The organism is Verrucosispora sp. WMMD1129, assembly GCF_029581255.1.
In the GTDB taxonomy this organism is placed as follows: Bacteria; Actinomycetota; Actinomycetes; order Mycobacteriales; family Micromonosporaceae; genus Micromonospora; species Micromonospora sediminimaris.
In genome coordinates this window covers 1,408,588-1,428,885 of record NZ_CP120741.1, presented here as the reverse complement: position 1 = coordinate 1,428,885, position 20,298 = coordinate 1,408,588, and the positions used below count along the sequence as shown (strand labels likewise).

Annotated in this window: 20 protein-coding genes and 1 riboswitch; of the genes, 11 read left to right on the top strand and 9 right to left on the bottom strand. The window is 70.7% G+C overall.

Features of this window, described 5'->3' with window-relative positions:
- Positions 1-38 precede the first annotated feature (38 nt).
- The 3 genes from O7624_RS06480 (at position 39) to O7624_RS06470 (ending at position 2,945) form a co-directional block, all read left to right on the top strand.
- Positions 39-443, top strand: a complete 405-nt coding sequence (locus tag O7624_RS06480; RefSeq protein ID WP_282239307.1) for a hypothetical protein — start codon at positions 39-41, stop codon at positions 441-443.
- Between the two features lie 224 nt (positions 444-667).
- A complete protein-coding gene (locus tag O7624_RS06475; protein WP_282239306.1) occupies positions 668-1,426 on the top strand; it encodes a hypothetical protein in 759 nt (252 codons plus the stop codon).
- Between the two features lie 277 nt (positions 1,427-1,703).
- Positions 1,704-1,845, top strand: a riboswitch (cyclic di-AMP (ydaO/yuaA leader).
- 236 nt (positions 1,846-2,081) lie between these two features.
- Positions 2,082-2,945, top strand: a complete 864-nt coding sequence (locus tag O7624_RS06470) for a C39 family peptidase (protein ID WP_282239305.1) — start codon at positions 2,082-2,084, stop codon at positions 2,943-2,945.
- Positions 2,946-3,045: 100 nt separating this feature from the next.
- Here O7624_RS06470 and O7624_RS06465 read toward each other — a convergent pair whose 3' ends face one another.
- Together O7624_RS06465 and O7624_RS06460 are read right to left on the bottom strand one after the other, a co-directional pair.
- Complete coding sequence (locus O7624_RS06465) at positions 3,046-3,246, bottom strand: DUF397 domain-containing protein (protein ID WP_282239304.1); 201 nt, start codon at positions 3,244-3,246, stop codon at positions 3,046-3,048.
- Complete coding sequence (locus tag O7624_RS06460) at positions 3,237-4,049, bottom strand: helix-turn-helix transcriptional regulator (RefSeq protein ID WP_282239303.1); 813 nt, start codon at positions 4,047-4,049, stop codon at positions 3,237-3,239. The genes O7624_RS06465 and O7624_RS06460 overlap by 10 nt, the downstream gene beginning before the upstream one ends.
- A gap of 236 nt (positions 4,050-4,285) precedes the next feature.
- Between O7624_RS06460 and O7624_RS06455 the strand changes: the two genes are divergently transcribed.
- The 4 genes from O7624_RS06455 to O7624_RS06440 all read left to right on the top strand — a co-directional run bounded on the left by O7624_RS06455 (position 4,286) and on the right by O7624_RS06440 (position 6,440).
- Positions 4,286-4,540 carry a hypothetical protein gene (locus tag O7624_RS06455; RefSeq protein ID WP_282239302.1) on the top strand — a complete coding sequence of 85 codons (255 nt, stop codon included), beginning with the start codon at positions 4,286-4,288 and terminating at the stop codon, positions 4,538-4,540.
- On the top strand, positions 4,537-4,872 hold the full coding sequence (locus tag O7624_RS06450; protein WP_282239301.1) for a hypothetical protein: 336 nt from the start codon (positions 4,537-4,539) through the stop codon (positions 4,870-4,872). Before O7624_RS06455 ends, O7624_RS06450 begins: the two co-directional genes overlap by 4 nt.
- A 383-nt stretch (positions 4,873-5,255) precedes the next feature.
- Positions 5,256-6,065, top strand: a complete 810-nt coding sequence (locus tag O7624_RS06445; RefSeq protein ID WP_282239300.1) for a class I SAM-dependent methyltransferase — start codon at positions 5,256-5,258, stop codon at positions 6,063-6,065.
- 39 nt (positions 6,066-6,104) lie between these two features.
- A complete protein-coding gene (locus tag O7624_RS06440) occupies positions 6,105-6,440 on the top strand; it encodes a DUF952 domain-containing protein (protein ID WP_282239299.1) in 336 nt (111 codons plus the stop codon).
- 135 nt (positions 6,441-6,575) lie between these two features.
- Here the strand turns inward: O7624_RS06440 and O7624_RS06435 are convergent, their stop codons facing one another.
- Positions 6,576-7,226, bottom strand: coding sequence for a DUF4360 domain-containing protein (locus O7624_RS06435; protein ID WP_282239298.1), 651 nt, complete (start codon positions 7,224-7,226; stop codon positions 6,576-6,578).
- 552 nt (positions 7,227-7,778) lie between these two features.
- Here O7624_RS06435 and O7624_RS06430 point away from each other — a divergent pair.
- Entirely contained in the window at positions 7,779-8,336 is a 558-nt protein-coding gene (locus O7624_RS06430; RefSeq protein ID WP_282239297.1) for a DUF4360 domain-containing protein, read from the top strand.
- Between the two features lie 100 nt (positions 8,337-8,436).
- Here the strand turns inward: O7624_RS06430 and O7624_RS06425 are convergent, their stop codons facing one another.
- The 4 genes from O7624_RS06425 to O7624_RS06410 all read right to left on the bottom strand — a co-directional run bounded on the left by O7624_RS06425 (position 8,437) and on the right by O7624_RS06410 (position 13,552).
- On the bottom strand, positions 8,437-10,134 hold the full coding sequence (locus O7624_RS06425; protein ID WP_282239296.1) for a CDP-glycerol glycerophosphotransferase family protein: 1,698 nt from the start codon (positions 10,132-10,134) through the stop codon (positions 8,437-8,439).
- A 36-nt stretch (positions 10,135-10,170) separates the two neighbouring features.
- Complete coding sequence (locus O7624_RS06420; RefSeq protein WP_282239295.1) at positions 10,171-11,676, bottom strand: bifunctional cytidylyltransferase/SDR family oxidoreductase; 1,506 nt, start codon at positions 11,674-11,676, stop codon at positions 10,171-10,173.
- A gap of 171 nt (positions 11,677-11,847) precedes the next feature.
- Complete coding sequence (locus tag O7624_RS06415; RefSeq protein ID WP_093403140.1) at positions 11,848-12,648, bottom strand: ABC transporter ATP-binding protein; 801 nt, start codon at positions 12,646-12,648, stop codon at positions 11,848-11,850.
- Positions 12,649-12,655: 7 nt separating this feature from the next.
- Positions 12,656-13,552: an ABC transporter permease gene (locus tag O7624_RS06410; RefSeq protein ID WP_282239294.1), complete on the bottom strand. Its 897-nt coding sequence runs from the start codon at positions 13,550-13,552 to the stop codon at positions 12,656-12,658.
- Positions 13,553-13,732: 180 nt separating this feature from the next.
- Here O7624_RS06410 and O7624_RS06405 point away from each other — a divergent pair, with 180 nt between their 5' ends.
- The 3 genes from O7624_RS06405 (at position 13,733) to O7624_RS06395 (ending at position 16,636) form a co-directional block, all read left to right on the top strand.
- Positions 13,733-14,359 carry a TetR/AcrR family transcriptional regulator gene (locus O7624_RS06405; RefSeq protein WP_282239293.1) on the top strand — a complete coding sequence of 209 codons (627 nt, stop codon included), beginning with the start codon at positions 13,733-13,735 and terminating at the stop codon, positions 14,357-14,359.
- Positions 14,360-14,495: 136 nt separating this feature from the next.
- Positions 14,496-15,605 carry a DegT/DnrJ/EryC1/StrS family aminotransferase gene (locus tag O7624_RS06400; protein WP_282239292.1) on the top strand — a complete coding sequence of 370 codons (1,110 nt, stop codon included), beginning with the start codon at positions 14,496-14,498 and terminating at the stop codon, positions 15,603-15,605.
- Positions 15,602-16,636 carry a Gfo/Idh/MocA family oxidoreductase gene (locus tag O7624_RS06395; protein WP_282239291.1) on the top strand — a complete coding sequence of 345 codons (1,035 nt, stop codon included), beginning with the start codon at positions 15,602-15,604 and terminating at the stop codon, positions 16,634-16,636. Before O7624_RS06400 ends, O7624_RS06395 begins: the two co-directional genes overlap by 4 nt.
- A 70-nt stretch (positions 16,637-16,706) precedes the next feature.
- Here O7624_RS06395 and O7624_RS06390 read toward each other — a convergent pair whose 3' ends face one another.
- On the bottom strand, positions 16,707-18,857 hold the full coding sequence (locus tag O7624_RS06390; RefSeq protein WP_282239290.1) for a glycosyltransferase family 1 protein: 2,151 nt from the start codon (positions 18,855-18,857) through the stop codon (positions 16,707-16,709).
- On the bottom strand, positions 18,854-20,224 hold the full coding sequence (locus O7624_RS06385; protein ID WP_282239289.1) for a glycosyltransferase: 1,371 nt from the start codon (positions 20,222-20,224) through the stop codon (positions 18,854-18,856). Before O7624_RS06385 ends, O7624_RS06390 begins: the two co-directional genes overlap by 4 nt.
- Positions 20,225-20,298 lie beyond the last annotated feature (74 nt).

The window sequence follows — 20,298 nt, the reverse complement described above, 5'->3', positions numbered from 1 at the left end:
TGGTGCGTCCCGGGCGGTCGTGGCGGTAGCGTGACGGGGTGCTTCCTGCCGCGCCCACCCGTCCCTTGTGGTGGTTGGCGCGCTGGGCCGCGCGGCTGCTGACCGGGCTCGCGGTCGCCGCCGCCTTCACCCTCGGCGCCTGGGCCCTGCCCGGCCACCCGGCTCCCACTGATCGGCCCGCCGCCCCGGCACCGCTGGCCGACCCCGCCGTGGCACCGGCGTCCGCGGGCCTGGCCGTGCCCTTGGACTTGGCCGCACCCCTCGACCCGTCCGCCACTCTCGATCTGGCCGCCGCCGACCCGACCGGGGTGTCCGCGACGCAGCCGCCGGCCTGTGGTCGGCCCGGGCTGACGGTGCTCGGCAGCGTCGCTGCGGGCGTCACGCGGGGGCCTACGGCCCTGGTCGAGGGCGTCCGGGCCGCCCGCGCCCCACCGCACGCCTGATCCCGGCGACACCGCCCGCCTGATCCCCGGCGACCTTCCGTCGCGTCCGCACCGCTCGGGGCCGCACCCGCGCCGAGCCCCTGCCAACCCGTTGCCGCCAGCCGCGCCGTCGGTGCTCCCCAGCACGAGGGGCACCGGCACGAGCCGCGACCGCGCCGCAACGCCATCCGCGAACCGCCGCCGGCACGGCCACCGTCGCCGTACCGATTTCCCGAGGTGCCGACATGGAGAAGACAGTTCTCTACCAGTTCCTGATCGAGGTGCCACGCGCCGCCGCCATCTGGTCGGTCCTGCTCGTCCTGGCGTTGGGCGTACTCACCGTGCTTGTCGCCCGCCCGGAGCCGACCGGGCCAGTGGAGAAACCCGTCGACGAGGACGCGCTCCGCGCCGCGACCGAAGAGGCCGACCTGCGCCGATACGCGGGCGAGGTGGCGGTCGCGGCAGCCGGTGCCGGGCAGAACGCCGAGCGACGCCGCACGGCATGGCGGGTGGCCCAGACGGAACTGGACCGCGCCTGGGCCGCGTACGACCAGGCGGAGGCCGCCGCCCGCCGGCTGGCCGGCGTCGTCGGACTGCCGACCCCGCGCACCCCCCGGACCCCGGCCGAGTACGCGGCCCGCGAGCGCTGGCTGCGCCGGGCCGCGATGGCCGCCCACTGGCGTGGCGACCTGACCGCCCGTCAACTCAGCGATGTGCTGGCGGGCCGGTCCGGCTGGGATCCCCGGCGGCATCCGGCCGAGCAGGAGGTGGTCCTCGCCCGGGTGGTGCGTGACAACCGCCTGGCCGCCTATCGATCGGCCGCCGAGCGGGAGCAGGACCTGTGGCGGGCGGCGGAACTGGCCACCGAGGCGGCCCGCGCCCTCTCCGCCGAGGCATACGCGGCCGCTGAGCGACTCCGACCGAACCGGCTGCCCGTCTCCGGTCGGGTCACCGCCGGCCGGCGCGACCTTGTCCCGCGCTGGCGTCCGGCTCGGCTTGGCTGAAATTCCGTGAGCTGGGTCACATGGGCCGGAAATTCGGTCACTGTTCGTAGGCGAGGCGATTACCGCAGCAATCTCCGTCGAGATTTCCACCAGCCGTCCGGTTGTTCCCTGAAGGTGCCCGGAATGCCGTCGGTCCCATTGAGCGACGCCAGTTCTCCGATACCCGAAAATTGCCGCCACGGATCATGTTTAAGCAGGTCAGGGTGGGTTGGCTTCGAGGTGACCGGCCAGTAGTGTCAGCGCGTCCGGTGCGGTAACCGATCGCAGGAAGCGACGCCGTACCGACCCGCTCAATCGTGAACCTCACGAACCGGGGACCCACTGCACCACTGGGGTGAATCCGCGAGTCTCGGCCCGCGGTAGGGCGTCTTCCCGCCCGAATCCGTCAGCTAACCCGGTCGGCGGTGACGGAAGGAGTACCAACCCTCGTGCAGTCCGATGTGATCCCCCTGTTCCCCCGCCTCCACGGCACCGCGGTGCCCGTGCTCGCTGGCCCGACCGCCGCGAGCTGACCCCGGTCATCGCCACCGCCCGGGTCTCCGGGCGTACCCCTCGAACGGCCTCGTCCCGCTCACCCGGGCGGTCGTCGGCGCGCTGATGCCGACCCGACCGCCGGAGCCGGTGTGCCGTTCTCCCCTCAGCCCGTGGAGGAACCGTGAAGCACACCCTTTCCCGCCGGCTCCGCCGGCTGGTCAGCGAACGCACCTATCAGCTCGTTGCCGGATCCGCCGTGGCCCTCGTCCTGGCCACCGGCACCGGAGCCGCCCTCGCCGGCACCGGGAACACCCCGGCACCCACGCAGGCCACGACCGCCGCCGCCGAACTGCGCAGTGACACGGTGGTCGCGCCGAGTCAGGCGGAGGTCGCGCCGACGACCGCCGCGCCGAGCAGCGCGGCACCCAGCAGCGCCGCGCCGGCCAGTGCCGCGCCGGCCAGCGCCGCCGCCTCGCCGTCACCGAAGGCCACCGCGGACCCGGACCTGGCCAGCAAGAAGGCGGCACCGAAGCCGCCGGCCTCAGAGGTTCTGGAGTACGACCACCAGGCCCAGATCAACGGCTACTACTGCGGTCCCGCCGCAGTGCGTAACGCGCTGAGCGCCGCCGGTGTCGCGCGCAGTCAGGACGCCCTGGCCAGCCAGCTCGGCACCACGTTCGCCGGCACCAACTCGGCCGAGGACACCACCCGCGTCCTCAACGCCGTCGTCAAGGGCGACCCGTACGAGACCACGATGATCCGTGGCGGTGCGGCCACCCCGGCCCAGATGGACCAACTCCAGGCGGACGTCGTCGCCGCCATCACCGACGGGCGAGGCGTCGTGGTGAACGTCGCCGGTTCCGTCACCGACACCGACGGCCGCTGGCACTCGTTCCCCGGCGGCCACTACATCGCCGTGGTCGGCTACAAGGACTCCGGGCGGCTGGTGAGGATCGCCGACTCGGCGGACGCCTCGTACCCGTCGTACTGGCTCAGCACCATCGATCTGGCCAACTGGGCCGCCACCCGCGGCTACTCGGCCTGATCATCGTCCCGCTGCACCCGGAAGCCCTCGGCCCGTTGGCCGAGGGCTTCCGTTTCGGGTACGTCATGCTGGTTGTCGGGTCGACGTAGCTCGGGGTTCGTCAGGCGTGCGTGCGGTGCTGCTTCGCCAGGCCGACGAAGCTCGCCCAGGCGGCCGGTGTGAAGGCCAGTGTGGCGGCGTCGCGGTTCTTTGTGTCGCGGACCAGCACGATGCCGGGCAGGTTGTCGGCGACCTCCACGCAGTCGTTGCCGCTGGACCCGCTGCGGGTCGACTTGCGCCAGGTCGCGCCGTTCAGATCCATGGCTTCACAACATCCTTCATGCGCTCGATCGACTGGCGGCCGGACAGTGCCTCGTTGCGCACCGTCTCCCACTTCGACAGCAGGACACTCAGGTCGTCGTCCTTGTCGACCAGGACGCCGCCGAGTTGGGTGTCCAGATTACCCACCCAGCCGCCGTCCGCGCCCCTCGCCAGGATGAAGGGGCCGGTCAGTCCATCGTGCATGGCGACGCCGGTGGGCACCAGGTGCACGCTGATGTTGGGCCGGGTGGCCAGCGCCATGAGGTGGTGCACCTGCTCGACCAGCACGTCCTTCAGCTCCTCGTCGACCCGCCGCAGCACCACCTCGTCGATCACCGCGATGAGCTGGGGCGGGTCGTCCTGTTCCAGCACCGTCTGCCGGGCCATCCGGTTGGCCAGCCGCCGCTCCACCCCGGCCTCGGTCAGCGCGGCGTCGGTCCGGATCACCGCGCGGGCGTAGCGCTCGGTCTGGAGCAGGCCCGGCACCAGCGTCGGCTGGTAACAGCGGAGCTGCCGGGCGTTCCGCTCCGCCTCCAGGTAGGGCAGGAACCACGCGGGTTGGCGCAGCACCTCGGCGGTCCGCAGCAACTCCTCGAACATGCCCCCCGTCTCCAGGACCTCGTCCGCCCGCTTGGCGTACGGCCGATCGAGCGGGCGGGTACCCACCTCCACAGCGGACACCAGGGACGCCGAATAGTTCGTCCGCCTACCGAATTCCTCCTGGTTCATCCCTGCGGCAGTACGTAGCCGGCGAAGCTGCGTACGGATCAACTCATGCAGGTCGGAAGGCTGCTCGCGTTCCATGTCCCCTCCACCGGGTCTGTCAAGATCGCCAAGAGGCCGCCCAGCGCTGGATCGGGGCACCCGGACCCCACCGTGGCCAGCGTCGATGCCTTCCGACCGTAGTGCCGTCCTCACCAGACTGTCACGCAACGGGGCCGCTCCCATCCACAGGGGACGGGGCGGTTCTGTCCCGGGGCCGCCCGTGCGCCTTCCCCCGCGTCCGGGCGGACCCTCCGATCGCTGACTGGGAGGTTGATATGCGTACCCGGGTTGCCTGGTATTTGTGCCCGACGACGCTGCTGCCGGTGTACTCGCCGGGGCGGCGGTCGCTGCCGGAGCACTCGCCAGGGCGGCAGGATCAGCACGAGACGGATCTGCCGCAGCGGCGGCGGGGCACGCACCTGCCGGAGTGGATGCGGGAGCCGACCCGGCCGTTGCCGATGCCGCGTCCGGGGCGTCCCGGCTGGCTCACCCCCGGGCAGCAGTGGCGGGCCAACGGAGGCCAGTGGTGACCGTGGGCCGGTCGGGTGCGATCACCAGCCGACTGTTCGCCCCCGAGCGGGGTCCACGGCCCCAGCGTCCGTACGCCTCTGGCGGCGAGGTGCCGCACACCCCGTTACGGCCGATGTGGTGCTGCCGCGCCGACGGGCAACCCTGGCCCTGCGGGCAGGCCCGGCTGCTGCTGCGCGTCGAGTACGACGGCAACCTGCCCGGCCTGTCCATCTACCTCGCCGGTCTGATGTACGACGCCATGCGCGACCTCTACCACCTCAACCCCCACGACACCCCCGAACCCACCACCCTCTTCACCCGCTTCATCGCCTGGACCCGCCGCCCCGCCTAGCAACCCCGCTGCCACCCCGATCGCCAGGGTTCAAGCGGCGGACAGGGCCTGTCCAAGATCTCGGCGAGCGCGGCGTACGCGCCGGACGAGATCCTGCGGGTCGTCGCGGATCCTGCGCGCCAGGTGAAGCAGAGCAAGTGCGCCGTTCCGGCAGGGTCTGTCGCGTTCAAGATCCGGGCAACTTCCCTGTTGCTGCTGCTTCGAGTCCGGCTGAGGCAGCAGTAACCCTGAAGTTGCCCGGATCTTGGCGCGGCGGCGCGGGGGTGACGCGGCGGTGGGCGTGGCGGCGACCCGACGGTGGGTGCGGTGAGGGTGGGAACGGCGGGTGGGGCGATGCGACGATCAGGGGTGAGATCGACCTCGACGTCTGATGCGGGGGAACCATGGGGGAGCAGGAGCCGTACGCGGGGCTGGCCACCACGTTCGACACGGCCGCCGAGCTGTACGAGCAGGCCCGACCGGGCTATCCGGAGCCGTTGTTCGACGACCTGGCCGCGACGACGGGCCTGGTGACCGGGCCGGCCAGGGTGCTGGAGATCGGCACGGGCACCGGCCAGGCCACCCGCGGTCTGCTGGCGCGCGGCTGGCAGGTGGTCACCCTGGAACCGGGACGGGAACTGGCCTCGGTGGCGCGCCGCGTACTCGCCGGCCGCGGCGACGTGCGCGTCGTGGAGTCGCCCTTCGAGCGGTGGGAAGCTGACGAAAGCGTGCCGTTCGATCTCGTCTTCGCCGCGACCTCGTGGCACTGGCTGGACCCGGCTGTCGCCTACCGTCGGGCCGCGGAACTGCTGCGTCCCGGCGGGCACCTGGCGATCGTCGCCACCGAGCACGTGTCACCACCGGACGGCGACGACTTCTTCCGGCAGGTCGAGCGGATCTACGACGAGGTCGGCATGGGCGACGGGCAGGGCGGCCCGCAGCCACCCGAAGCGATCGCGGCCCCCGATGTGGCGGCGATGGTGGGAGGCGGGTTCTTCGCCAGTCCAACCGTGCACCGTTACGTCTGGAGCCGCGACTACAACGCCGAGGAGTACCTCGCCGTGCTGTCCACGTACTCCAATCACATCGCCGCCGCACCCTGGCAGCGGCGGACCCTCTTCGCCGGGATCCGGCAGCTTATCGCCGCTCGTCCGGGCGGGACGGTACGCAAGCACTACCTGAACACCCTCCAGATCGCCGTACGCCTCAATTGACCTACCCGCCAGCGCCCGCCGCTCTGGCAGCATGGCGACGTGCTGATCTACAAGATCCTGCTGCCCGGCGAATGGGCCGAGTTCCGGGCCGCCGGCCGGTTCGACGGCTCACCGTTCGACCGGGACAGCGGCTACATCCACTGCTCGTCGCGATCCCAACTGGCCGCCACGGCGGCACGGGTCTTCGGCGACCAGCCGCAGCTTGTCATCGTCGCGCTCGACGCGTCCCTGCTCGGTGGTGCGCTGCGGTGGGAGGACGCCCCGAATGGTGGGCCGTTCCCGCACGTCTACGCGGCACTGCCGGCAGCAGCGATTCGCGAGGTCCACGAGGTCGCGGGTGCGGCCCGGGTGGACGAACACGTTCCCGTGGACTGAACGCCGGTCGTTCTGGGTGCGTTTGTTGTCGCTGGAACGACAACAAACGCACCCGGAGCGGCGGGCGCGGGGCGGGTCGTGCACCCGCGCCCGCCGCCGGGTGGCTCGGCGTGGTGACGCTGCCGGGTCAGGGGATCAGCAGCGTTCCCACTTGAGGTTGAAGAGGGTGTCGACGTCGCCCTCGGTCGTCGTCATGGACATGCTGACGTTCGATCCGGCGGTGCCCGGGTCCACTCTCAACTCGGTGTTGACGTTGAGTACCCGCTGTTGCCCGCAGGGCGTGTAGACCAGCACGGGGGCGACGTCCGAGGTGCCCCAGAAGCCGTTGTAGGGGCCGGAGAAGGTAGCGTCGGTGCGGCTGGTCTCGGACGAGCCCTGCCAGTAGTAGGTCGTACGCTGGCGACCGGTCGCGCCGGTGGGGATCCGGGCCCGGCCCCGGTAGTCGGCGGCCGCTACGGCGATGGTCCAGCCGGCCGGCACGGTGACGAGCACACCGAGCTGACAGTTCTTCCGGCTGTCGGTGACATCGACGCCCCGGCCCGCGGTCGCGACGAAGTCGTAGTACCGGATCCGGAAGCCGGTGTTGTCGGGATGGGCCACCACCCGCGCGGTGCCGGGCGAGCAACCGGAGCCGTTGGCAGCCACCACCTCGACGGTGATCTCGCTGTCCGGTGCAGCGGTGGCAGCGGATGGAGCGGCGTGGGCCGGTGCGGACAGGGACAACGCGAGAACCGTGCCGAGTACGGCGAAGATCCCGGTTCTCGCGCCGACGAGGTTCTTTGTCATTCCGTTCCTCTCGGATGCAGTTGATGTTCACCGAATTCAACGCGTGTTTCTTCGCCGAACGGCCGTGAGGCGCTTCGCGTGCCGGCCCGTTGTGGGTGGCGGTGAGTAGCACTCGGTTGGCGTTCTGCGAGAGGATGCTAGCGATGGGAGACGAGGGTCGCAAGCATCAGTCTTCGTCTATGTGATCCAATGCTGGCCTTTGCTTGATCGGAACTGCCGGGCGCGGAGATCAACCTCTATAACTGTTGCTGCGTAAGGGGTATCTGCCCGATCAACTGGCGGTGCGGGCCCAGGTTTCGAGCGATCTCCACCCTGTGGGACGCGGTAAAGTCGCCGGACTAAGCCGAATAAGATTCGGCTCGACATCCGCTGTCGACAAATTGAAATTACATTGACAATCATCTATGTCTGTACGTAGCTTGTTCCGCATGTGGGTTCGTTTCCTGTACCGGAGGAGGATTCATGCGTAAACTGCTGACGCGGGGCGGCGTGGTGCTTGCGCTACTCGCTTCATCGTTGACCGTGGGGGCGTCGGCGTCCGCTAAGGGAGTCATGGATGATCCGCCCACCGACAAGGTCGTCATCGACCTTGTCGCGATGGCGGGCTCCGGGTGCCGGCCGGGCACTGCCGATGTAGCGGTCTCCCCGGACAACACCGCCTTCACCACCATCTACAGCGACTACCTGGTCCAGGCGGGGCCGGGCATCCCGGTCACCGACGGGCGGCGGAACTGCCAGCTCAACGTGCTGGTCCACGCCCCGGCCGGTTACACCTTCGCGATCGTCAAGGTGGACTACCGCGGGTACGGGCTGCTCAACCCGGGCGCCATCGCCTCGGCGCGGGCGAACTACTACTTCCAGGGCATGACGCAGAGCACCTTCAGCAACCACCCGATCCCCGCCCCGCTCGACGACAACTGGATGGTGACCGACGAGGTGCCGATCGCCTCCGTGGTCTGGCACCCCTGCGGCGAGCTGCGCAACCTCAACATCAACACCGAGCTGCGCCTGAGCCGGGGCCGGTCCACGGACACGAACTTCCTCACGATGGACTCGACCGACGGCAGCATCCAGACGATGTACCACCTCGCCTGGCAGCCCTGCCCGTGACCTGAAGGAGGGTGGCCGGCGTCGCCGGCCACCCTCACCGGTTGCCCGAGGGCTGGCGGACCGCGCCGCACCGGCTGGCGGACGCGCCGCACCCGTGATCTCAGGTGGCGGAGGGGGAGGGCGCGGCGACCGCGGTGCGTTGCGCCGGTGCGGTCCAGGCCGGGTCCAGTTCGCGTCGGGCAGCGGCCAGGAAGACCTCGGCGTACGAGTCAGCGGGGAAGTCGCCCAGGTAGCGGGTGCGGGTGGCCCAGCGCGCCTCGGCGAGCGGGTCGGTGTCGAGCAGCCCGGTCAGCACGTCGTCCAGGTCGGCCATGTCCCGGCGCAGCACGTAGCCGGCGGCGGCCAGCGGGAAGCGTTCGACGAACCGGTCGCCGTCGGTGCCCATGTCGGTCACCGCGTACGGCTTGCCCGAGTAGAGCCAGTCGGAGAGCACCCCGGAGACGTCGGAGACCAGCACGTCCGCGCGGTTGACGCAGTCGGTCAGGGTGAGCTTGCTCGCGGCGGCACCGTAGAGGTGCGCCCGGCCGGTGCGGGCCCGGTCGGCGGCGAGCAGGTCGTGCAGCCGCGCCAACTGCCGGGCCGAGGCCGGGTTCTGCGCGGTGTAGGGGTGGGCCCGCAGGATGACCGTGGCCCCCCGGTCCAACAGGCGTCGGAGCAGGGGCTCCGCCACCGGCAGCGAGCAGTAGTCGGCGTCGGCGTTGTGCCCGGTCCAGGTGGGGGTGTAGAGCACCGTCGGATTCGTCAGCCCCCGCGTCGGCCGCGAACGCACCTCGATCGCCTCGACCTGGGGACGGCCGACCACCACGAACTTCTCGGCGGGGATGTCGACCCCGGCCCGCGCGTACCGGTCGATGGCCGCCTCACCGGCGACGAAGATCCGGTCGAAGATCGCCGAGACCGGGTTGGCGCTGGGCGCCTTGTCGCTGTCACCGTGATGCAACTGCACGTGGGTGAGCTGGGTGAACCTGATGCAGTGACCGTTCTTCGCGCCGTGGTTGACGTAGAACGCCGCCCGCAGGCTCGGCACCAGCACCTCGTCCATGCTCCGGGTGGTGGGGCAGTAGACCACCGGGGCGGTGGTGGCCGCCGCGATGGTGGCCAGGAACTCCGGCTCCCGCACCATCACCACGAAGGGCCGGCCGATCCGTTCCAGGTACGGCAGCCACATGGTGACCTGGTACTCCGAGCCGGGCGGGGCGGAGAAGTGCAGGACGAACTCGGGCTGGTGCCGGCGCAGCGCCCGGGCCACCGCCGACCCGGTCGGGGACGGCCGGAACCGACGCCGGGCCAGGTCGAGGGCGACGGCCGCGGCGGCACCGCCCACCAGCAGCGTTGCCGCCAGGGCCAGGGCCGCGGGCAGCCCCGCCAGCGCGGCCAGGGCCAGCAGACCGAGCAGTACGGCCACAGCGTCGCCGAGCACCGCCGCGACCTGTGGCACCCAGGCGCGTACCGGAAGGTTGGCGGCGCGGATCTCCAGGTTTCCGGCCTGGCGCAGCGGACCGGTGAGCAGCACCAGGCCCAGCAGGACCAGGGCGGTCGCGGCCAGGGCCGGGTCGAAGCCGGCGTCGAGTTGGCGGGCGTAGCCGACCAGCACCCCGGCCGCGATCAGTGCCGTCTCGGCGACGTTGTCGGCACCGGGTCGCACCCGGCGCTCCCAGACCGTGGCGGCGAGCGCCACCACGGCCAGGCAGAGCCCCCAGGCGGTCGCTCCGGTGAGTGCGACCACCAGGAACGCCAGAACCGCCCCACCGGTGGCCAGGCCCCGTGCGGTCAACTTCCGGACCAGCTCACCACGCATCTCGGTGTCGCTTTCGCGGTCGTGTGGTCGGACGGGTCAGCCGACGGCGGCGGCGCTGGCCGCCCGGTCGGTCTGGGCGGGTACGGCGACGGCGACCGGTGCCTCACCCGGCGGCCGGCGGACGTCGATCACCTGGCCGGTGAGATCCGAGATCAGCACGTCCAGCGACGACTGGGCGACGGTCTCGGCGGCGAGCAGCGTGTGCTCCGGTTCCGCGCCGAACGCCTTCGTCCGCATCGGGGTGGCGGTCCGTTCCGGGTTGATGACGTTGACCCGTACGCCGAACTCCGCCCACTCGTCCGCGAGCGCCTGGGTCAGGTTGACCAGAGCGGCCTTGGTGGCCGAGTAGAGCGCGTAGTCGGCCCGCCCCCGGGTGTACGAGCTGGAGGTGTAGAGCAGCAGCTGGCCCTTGGTCTGCTGGAGGTAGGGCAGGGCCTGCCGGGCGACGGTGACCGGGCCGACGAAGTTGACCTGGAGCACCCGGTCGATGGTGTCCTGGTCCATCTCGGCCAGCGCGCCCTTCTCCAGGATCCCGGCGGTGACCACGACGTGGTCGATCCGGCCGGTGGCCTCGAAGGCGGTCCGCAGCGCCGCCTCGACGTCCTCGGGGCGCTCCACGTGGGTGCCGGTGCTGGAACGGCTGAACGGGAAGACCTGGGCACCGTAGCGGCGGGCCAGCTCGGTCAGGTCGTGACCGATGCCGTAGCTGCCGCCGAAGACGACGATGGTGCGGCCGGAGACCTCCTCGCTGTACGCGCGGTGGTCGGTCAGCCGCGGCACCTTGGCGGCGGCCAGCTGGAACAGCTTGTCGGCCAGGTGCACGTCGACCGGGTGGGTGACCTTGATGTTCTCGTCCGAGCCGTCGATCACCTTGATCGGGGTCTCCGGCAGGTAGCGCAGCACCACCCCGCAGTCGTCGGTGGCGGCGAAGTTGGGGTCGCCCTCGGCCCGGCGGTACGCCTCCCGGATGGTGCCGGAGCGGAACGCCTGCGGGGTCTGACCCCGGCGCAGCGTGGCGCGTACGGGGATGTCGGTGATGCACTCGTTCTCGTCGACCTGGATGATCGTGTCGGCCGACGGGATGGCCACGTCCACGGCCGAGTAGGTCCACAGCGCGTTCACGCACTCCCGGACGATCCGGCCGCTGAGCAGCGGGCGCACCGCGTCGTGGAAGAGGATGTTGCAGTCGCCCTCACCGACCGCGTCCAGCGCGACGCGGGTGGTGTCGTTGCGGGTGTCGCCGCCCTCGATGACCTTGGTGACCTTGCGGAAGCCGGCCTTGTCGACGATCTTCTGCGCCTCGGCGACGTGCCCGGTGGCCATCAGCACGATGATCTCGTCGATCTCCGGCGCGCCCTCGAAGACGGCCAGCGTGTGCTCGATGATCGGTTTACCGGCGATCTTGAGCAGCTGCTTGGGAATGCCCAGACCCAGCCGGGTGCCGGTGCCGCCGGCCAGCACCACCGCCACCGTCCGTGAGGGTCGCCACGGCGTCCGGTCCTCCGACGTGGTACCCGGATCGGTGGTCTGGTCCTGCGTCATTGCCGGTCCTCGCTCTCGGGGGTGCATGACTGTGGTGGGTAGGTGAACGGAAGGTTCCGCCGACGCGGCGACGGAGTGAACCATAACGCGCGGGCCGCGTCGTCCCAACGGGACAACGCGGCCCAAGATCTTGGGCACGCTCGGCGACGTCGCCGCTCGTTCACCCAGACTCTACTTGCCGTTCGTAAATGCCTCGTAAGCCGCCAGTACCTCGCGAGTCGGGCCGTCCATCCGGATCTCGCCGGATTCCAGCCAGATGGTGCGTTCGCAGGTGTCCCGTACGGAGGAGAGCTGGTGGCTGACCAGGAACACCGTGCCGGCGCTCTCGCGCAGTTCCCGCACCCGCCGCTCGCTGCGCTTGCGGAACGCCTTGTCGCCGGTGGCGAGGGCCTCGTCGATCAGCAGCACGTCGTGCTGCTTCGCGGCGGCGATGGAGAAGCGCAGCCGGGCCGACATGCCGGAGGAGTAGGTGCGCATCGGCAGTGAGGCGAAGTCACCCCGCTGGTTGATCCCGGAGAACTCGATGATCTCCGGGAGCTTGCGCCGTACGTCGGCCGGTGACATGCCCATGGCCAGGCAGCCGATCGTGACGTTGCGCTCGCCCGGCAGGTCGTTGAGCAGAGCGGCGTTCACGCCCAGCAGCGAAGGCTGCCCCTGGGTGTAGACGGCCCCCCGCTCCACCGGCAGCAGTCCGGCGATGGCCCGCAACAGGGTCGACTTGCCGGAGCCGTTGGTGCCGATCAGCCCGATGGCCTCGCCCCGGTACGCGGTGAACGAGACTCCGCGTACCGCGTGCACCTCCCGGACGTTCGGCGTGTTGGTGCGGGTGATCAACCGCTTGAAGGCGGCCACCGGGCTGGTGTTGCCGGCGGAGCCCCGGTACACCCGGTAGACGACGTGCGCGTCGTCCACCACCACGGTGGGGATCCGCTCCTCGATTCGGGGAAGGGTCACCGTCACATCATTGGACATTTCAAGGTTAACCACGGCCGTACTCCTGTTCGCCGCGCCAGAAGTAGAAGTAGCCGCCGAGCCCCGCGACGACCGCCCAACCGAGCGCGATCAGCCAGGTCAGCGGCAGCGAGTCGTTGAGCAGGTGGGTGTTCTCCAGCAGGGAGATGCGGGCCAGCTCGATGTAGACAAGCATCGGGTTGAACTGCACGATGCCCGTGGCCCAGCCGGGCAGGTTCTCGGCGAACAGGGTGACGCTGTAGAGCACGCCGGAGCCGTACATCCAGGCCCGCAGGATGAACGGCATGACCTGCTTCAGGTCGGTGGCCTTGGCGCCCAGCCGGGCCATCGCCATGGTCAACCCGGCGTTGAAGACCGTCTGGAGCAGCACCGCCGGCACCAGCATCAGCCACAACAGGGTGATCGGCTCACCGGTGGCAACCACGATGACCAACAGCACCACGATCGAGCCGAGCAGCTGCTGGAACTGGGTGGCGGTGATGGCCAGCGGCAGGCAGGCCCGGGGGAAGTGCAGAGCGCGGATCAGGCCGAGGTTGCCGCTGATCGCCTGGGTGCCCTGCTGCAGGCTGACCTGGGTGAAGTTGAAGATGAACACCCCGGTGGTCAGGTAGGCGATGAAGTTGTCCATGCCCCGGGTCTGTTCGAGCACCACACCGAAGATCAGGAAGTAGACCGCGGCGTTGCTCAGCGGGGTGAGCACCTGCCACAGCTGCCCGAGCCGGGCGTTGCTGAACGAGGCGGTCAGCTTGGCGTGGGCGTACGCGGAGATGAAGTGCCGGTAGCGCCACAGCTGGCCGCTGTAGGCGCCGATCGTGGGCCGCTCGCCGGCCACCCGCAGCCCGTGTCGGGCGGCCAGCTGAGCTGGGGTGAGGCCGGAGTCGGGGTCGGCCAGCAGGTTGGCCATGGGGATGGGCGCTCCGATCTGTCGTGCCGGCGTTATGTCGCGCGATGAGTGAATCTAGCGTGGGTCAGTGCGGGAGCGCCGCCCGCGGTCGCTGGCTGGACAGTAGTCCGAAATACGTCGGGACGCAACCGTAGCGTCGTTGCGCTACGCTGTGCCGGTGACAGTCGAGAAGAGTCCCAGGTGACGGCCGAGAAGAGGCGCGCGCCGGCCGGTGCGGCGGTGCTCCGGGGTGAGATCACCTCGGCCATCCGTCGGGCCCTCATGCAGGAACTCGCCGCGGTCGGATACGGCCGGCTCTCCATCGAGGCGGTGGCCCGCCGGGCCGGGGTCAGCAAGACCGCGATCTACCGCCGCTGGAACTCGAAGCTCGACCTGGTGCTGGACGTGGTCTCGGCCGTCGCGAGCCGGAAGCTGCCGATGCTGGACACCGGAACCCTCGACGGTGACGTCCGGCTGCTGCTGCTGGTCGTGAGCGGTGCGCTGGGTCACCCGGTGGCGTCGCAGATCATCCCCGACCTGCTCGCCGAGGCGGCGCGCAATCCGCAGATCGCCGGGACCCTGCAGAGCGCGCTGAAGGACTACCAGGACCGGATCGGCAAGATCGTTATCGGGCGGGCGGTGGAGCGTGGTGAGCTGCCCAGCGGTGCCGACCCGCGGACCGCGGCCGACCTGATCGTCGGGCCGATCTACTGGCGGATGGCAATCGCCCGGTTGCCGCTGGACCCAGCCGAACTGGACCGGATGGCGCGGGCTGCCGTGGCTGCCCTGCGGGTGGCCTGCGCCGTGCCGGAGGACGATCTGGCCTGAGCTGCGTGGCGTTCGCCACCGAATCGTGAACGCCGGCCGGACGCCCCGTGAACGGCTTTCTCATCTTCCGTGTCCAACGGACTAGTATCGCACCCCGAACTTGCGAACAGTCCGGCAACGGGAGGGGATCTTCTTCATGACTGGGCAGCGCCCGGCCTTCATACCGCCAGCCCGCCCGATCATCGGCGAAGCCGAGATCGAGGCGGCTGTCAGGGTGTTGCGCAGCGGCATGGTGGTACAGGGACCTGAGGTAGCCGCGTTCGAGCAGGAGTTCGGCGAACTCGTCGCCAACCGACACTGTGTCGCCGTCAACTCCGGCACCTCCGCCCTCCAGTTGACCCTGCTGGCGCTCGGCGTCGGCCCGGGCGACGAGGTCATCGTGCCATCGTTCTCCTTCGCGGCCAGCGCCAACGCGGTGCGGCTGGTCGGCGCCGAGCCGATCTTCGTGGACATCGAGCCGGGTAGCTTCTGTCTCGACCCGGAGGCGGTCGCCGCCGCGGTCACCACGCGGACCGTCGCCATCATGCCGGTCCACCTGTACGGCCACCCCGCCGCAATGGACCGGATCATGGCGGTCGCGCAGCGGCACAGCCTGGCCGTCGTCGAGGACGCCGCCCAGGCCCACGGTGCCAGCCTGCACGGCACCCCGGTCGGCGCGTTCGGCACCGCCGGTTGCTTCAGCTTCTACCCCACCAAGAACATGCACTCCCTGGAGGGAGGCATGATCAGCACCGCGGACGCCGGGCTCGCCCGCACCCTGCGGCTGCTGCGCAACCAGGGCATGGAGCAGCGGTACGCGAACGAGATCGTCGGGGCCAACATGCGGATGACCGACGTGGCCGCGGCCATCGGCCGGGTGCAGTTGACCCAGCTCGGCGAGTGGACCGAGCAACGCCGGGCCAACGCCAAGTACCTCGACTCGAACATCACCGGCATGGTCACCCCGCCGGTGGCGGACGCCGCCCGGCACGTGTACCACCAGTACACCGTCCGGGTCCGGGGCGACCGGGACGCCGCCCAGGCGAGCCTGCAGGAGTCGGGCATCGGCAACGCCGTCTACTACCCGACCCCGATCCACCGGCTCAAGCCGTACCTGGACAAGGACGGCCAGCCCGGCCCCTGGGAACTGCCCGAGACCGAGCGGGCCGCCGCCGAGGTGATCTCGCTGCCGGTGCACCCCTCGCTGAGCCCCGACGACCTTGAGCGGATCGTCGAAGCCGCCAACCTCGCCGGTGGTGCCCGGTGAGCGCGCGGCAGGGCGGCAAGCTGCGCGCCGGCCTGATCGGCCTCGGCGCGATGGGGCGCAACCACGCCCGCGTACTCTCCGGTCTGGACGGGGTCGAGCTGGTCGGGATCGTCGACCCGGCCGGTGACCAGAGCGGCCTGCTCCGGGCGCCGGTGCTGCCCGATCTCGGCGAGCTGCTGGCCCTGGGCATCGACTACGCGGTGGTCGCCTGCCCGACCGCGCTGCACGAGCAGGTCGGGCTGGAACTCGCCGCACACGGGGTGCCCGCGCTGATCGAAAAGCCGATCGCGCAGTCCGTCGAGGCCGCGACCCGCCTCGTCGAGGCGTTCGAAAGCCGTGGGCTGGTGGCCGGGGTCGGCCACATCGAGCGGTACAACCCCGCCCTGCAAAACCTGCGCATCCGCCTGGAAGCGGGCGAGCTGGGCGAGGTCTACCAGGTGGTGACCCGACGGCAGGGCCCGTTCCCGCACCGGATCGCCGATGTCGGCGTGGTGATGGACCTGGCCACCCACGACATCGACCTGACCAGCTGGGTGACCGGCCAGGAGTACGTCTCGGTGTCGGCCCGTACGGTCTCCCGCAGCGGCCGACTGCACGAGGACATGGTCGCGGTCGTCGGCCAGCTCTCCGACGGCACGATGGTCAACCACCTGGTCAACTGGCTCAGCCCGCTCAAGGAGCGGTCCACAGTCATCACCGGTGACCGGGGATGCTTCGTCGCCGACACGCTCACCGCCGACCTGACCTTCTACGCTAACGGCGCGATCGGCACCGAGTGGGAGGCGCTGCGGGCCTTCCGCGGCGTGGCCGAGGGCGACATGGTCCGCTACGCCATTCCGAAGCGCGAGCCGCTGCTTGTCGAACACGAGCGCTTCCGGGACGCGGTCGAGGGCAAGGAGAGCGACATCGTCACCCTCCGGCAAGGGTTGCGTACGGTGCGGGTCGCCGCGGGGCTGCTGGCGTCGGCCACCGACGGCACGGTGGTCGCGGTGGCGCCGGGCCACCACGAGGAGACCGCCGCCGCCCGCTAGCCGGTCCGACCGACGACACCGGGGCCGTTCCGCTGACGCGGAACGGCCCCGGAAACGGTTGGCCGGTACGTCAGCGCGTGGCCGCCGGTGGCTCCAGCACCAACCGGTCGAAGTCCTTGTGCGTGACGGACCAGTCCCACTCGCCGAGCACGTGCGAGGCCGCCGCCCGGCCCGCCTCGCGCCAGGTCTCCTCGGACGCGGTGACGTCCAGGATCCGCTGCGCCGCCTCCGCCGGAGTGGAGACCACCCAGTCACTGGGGAAGAGGGTGCGGGCACCGTGCGCCCGGCCGGCGAAGAACGGCCAGTCCCGTACCACCGGCACGGCACCACTGGCGGCACCCTCGACCAGTCCGCAGTGGAAGCTCTCCCGTACCGAGGTGCTGAGGATGACCCCGACATCGGTCAGGGCCCCCGGCACGTCCTCCGTCCGGCCGGTGCGTACCACGGCACCGGTGGGCTCCAGCTCGGCCAGGTCCGCGGCCAACTCCTCCGCGTACCTCGCCACCCCTGGGCCGAGCGAGGTGCGCAACTCGTCACCGATCAGCTTCAACCGGTACCGGTCGTCGCGGCGGCGCAACTCGCGGAGCACCTCCAACGCCCAGCGCGGGTCCTTCGCCACCGCACTGAGCCCGACCAGGCCGAGCATGAAGCGGGCCTCCGCCGACGGCTTCGGCAGGACGTACCGGTGCAGGTCCATGGCGTTGGCGATCACATGGGTCCGCGGACCCTGCGGCCCGCGAAGCCGGGGCACCGCCGCCAGCGCCAGATCGCGCAGGTGCTCGGAGACGAAAACGAGGTCGTCCACCCGGGACCAGTCGGTCAGGTGCGGCCACCAGGTGAACGCCTCGAAGCTGTGCAACCGGATGATCACCCGGGCCGACCCCGGATCGATCATGGTGAGCATCGCCGCGGCCAGGTTGCACCAGTCGACGAAGATGGTGTCCGCCCAGGCGACGTCGGCGCCCCAGGCCTCCTGGACCCTGCGGGCGTGCTCGGAGCTGCCGGTGAGCCGGTGCCGGGTCAGACGCATCCTCCCGTTGCCGAGCACCGGGCGGATCGACTCCTCCACCAGGTTCAACCGGCGGACCTCCACGCCGGGCGTCGCCTCGTAGCGATCGAGGATCGGCCCGATGAAGTTGTCGTTGATTCCGGTGAAGAAGAGCATCCGGTGTGGACGGTCGGCGGGTGGGAACTCCGCCGGCGTACGGCGGCCCTGCGGAGTGGCCAGGGCCTTGCCGACCTCGCTCTTCAGCAGCGGAGCGAGGAAACCCGCCGGATCCGCGGCCAGCGGCGAGGTGAGCCCGTCGAAGTGCAGGTTCCGGTGGAACATCAGGTCGAAGGCGCGTACCACGTGCTCCGCGGCCTGGCCCGTCCGGCGCTTCTTCAGGTGGCCTTCGGCCATCTGGAGCTGTCCCTTGACCACCGTCTTCAGGTGCTCGGGCAACTGGCCCTCTTTGAGCTCCGCCTCGACCATCGGGCTGAGCACCTGACCCTTCGCCGCGACGCTGCGCATCCGGCGCTGGGCGGCGAGCACCAGCCGGTTCGCGCTGTCCCGGTGCCCGGCCCGGCGCATGCTGCGGTTCACCCGCCGGGCGGCCACGCCCCGCAGGCGTTCCGGCACACCGGGAGCGGTCACCGCCTGATGCCAGAACCAACGCACCGGGGCGAGCTTCATGGCCCTCTTGCCGGTACTCAGGTCGAAAACCCGTTTCGCCAGGTCGATGGTCTGACTGCGGGTGGTGCTGGTCAGCGCCGTGGGCGAGGGACCGATGGTGCTCAGCCGGTGCCGGCGGTACCGCGCCGGGTCGGCCGACCGCCTCTGCACCGCCTGCAACGCCGGAGCGATGCCGTGGACCGCGTCGGCCCGCCGGTGCCGCTGCGCCAGCTGCCAGACCGTGTGCAGGGCCTTGACGTCCAGGGCGACCAGCACGTCGGCCCGCTTCGCGTGCCGACGGATCCACGGGTCACGCTGGGCGCGCAGCCACGGACGCCGGGCCGGGTTGGCCCGCTTGAGCATCCGGCCGAACCGCGGCCCCAACTGCGCTGCCGTGGGTAGCTGGTGCACCTCGGCCAGCTCGGTCACCGCCGGGATCTTCTCCACCGGGTCGAAGGTGGTGGCGATGCGTACGGTGACGCCCAGGGCCCGGAACTGCGTCAGCGCATCGGTGAGCACCGCCACCCGGGCGGGTACGGCGCCCAGCACTACCAGGACCTCGATCATGACCCACCTTCCCGGGCAAGAGCGGGAGCGTCGGCAGCGGCACCGGGCGCGGTGCCGGCCGGCCCGCCGACGCCCAGCACCAACTCGGTGACCTCCCGGACAGCAGGGATGAGCTGCTCCTCACGGGCGTACTGTCGCGCATCGACCCGCGCCTTGTCCCGTTCGGTCACGTCGACGTTGCGGGCCAGGTCGGCGGCCCGCCGGAAGGCATCGGCCAGCGCGTCCGGCTCAAGCCCGACCGCCCCGGTCCAGAGCGGGTACGTGGACAGCAGGGTGGACGCGTCGTGCTCCGCCTCGTGGGCCGAGACCACGGGAAGCCCGGTGGCCATGTACTCGTAGACCTTGCCGGAGGTCATGTACTTGCCGCCGGTCACCATCAGCACGACGACGTCCCAGCGGGAGTAGAAGTCCACCACCTCGGCCTTGGGCACCGATCCGCCGACCACCACCCCGTCGGCGGCGGCAGCCTTGAGCAACTCGGCGTGGCGGTTGTCGCCCCGCGCCCACCCGGAGCCGATGTGACCCCGCACCTCGAACGTGGCGTCGGTGAGCGCCGGGTCCGCCACGCGGGCCTTCCGCCACCCCTCCAGCACCGCTTCGAGCAGCGGCACCGGCAGATTCAGCGCCCCGAGGTAGCCGAAGGCCAGCGGCCGGTCGGCGGGGGCGGGAATCGACTCGGCCGGGATGCTGGCCGCGTCGTAGCCGTTGCGCACGATCCGCATTTTGTGGGCCAGCTCCGGATAGCGCTCCCGGTACCAGCGGGAGATCGGCTCGTTGACGTTCCAGATCGCCACGGCGTCAGTGAGCAGCTTCGTCTCCCACCGGCCGGAGACCGAATCCCGGGGGAACGCCTCCCCGCCGTTGATCACATCAACGGACCAGCCGTCCCGGAAGTCCACCACGTAGGGAACCCGGTGGGTCTCCCACAACTTCCAGGTGGCGGCCAGGTTCACGTACGGGACGCAGGTGGCCACCAGCAGCTCCGCAGGTCGCTCGCGGTGGAGCCGGAGCACTGCCTCCTCCAACGCGGGCCGCCAGCCGCCGAACACCGGCTCGGGGAAGACCTTCAGGTGCTGTTCGCGCAGCTCGGTCAGATAGTCGTTGTGGTCCAGCGCACGTCGTTCGGTGTACGCCCGGACGTCCGTCTCCAGGTCCTCCCGGAACAGCGGCAGCTTCACCACCCGGACGCGGGGATCCACCCCGGCGACCAGCGTGTGGTCGAGGCCGTAATCGCGCTCCCACGCCTCGTCCGCGATGGTGACGACGGTGACGTCCCAACCCGCGGCGGCGAACTGGTTGGCCGTCGCCCGCATCCGGTAGGTGGAGCTCTTGGCCGCCGGCGGGAAACCGATCGCGAGATAGATCATGTGCGGTCGGGATCCGGACCGGCGCGTCCGGGAACGTTTCCACGAGTCCCAGAGAGGTCGCCGCTTGATCATTT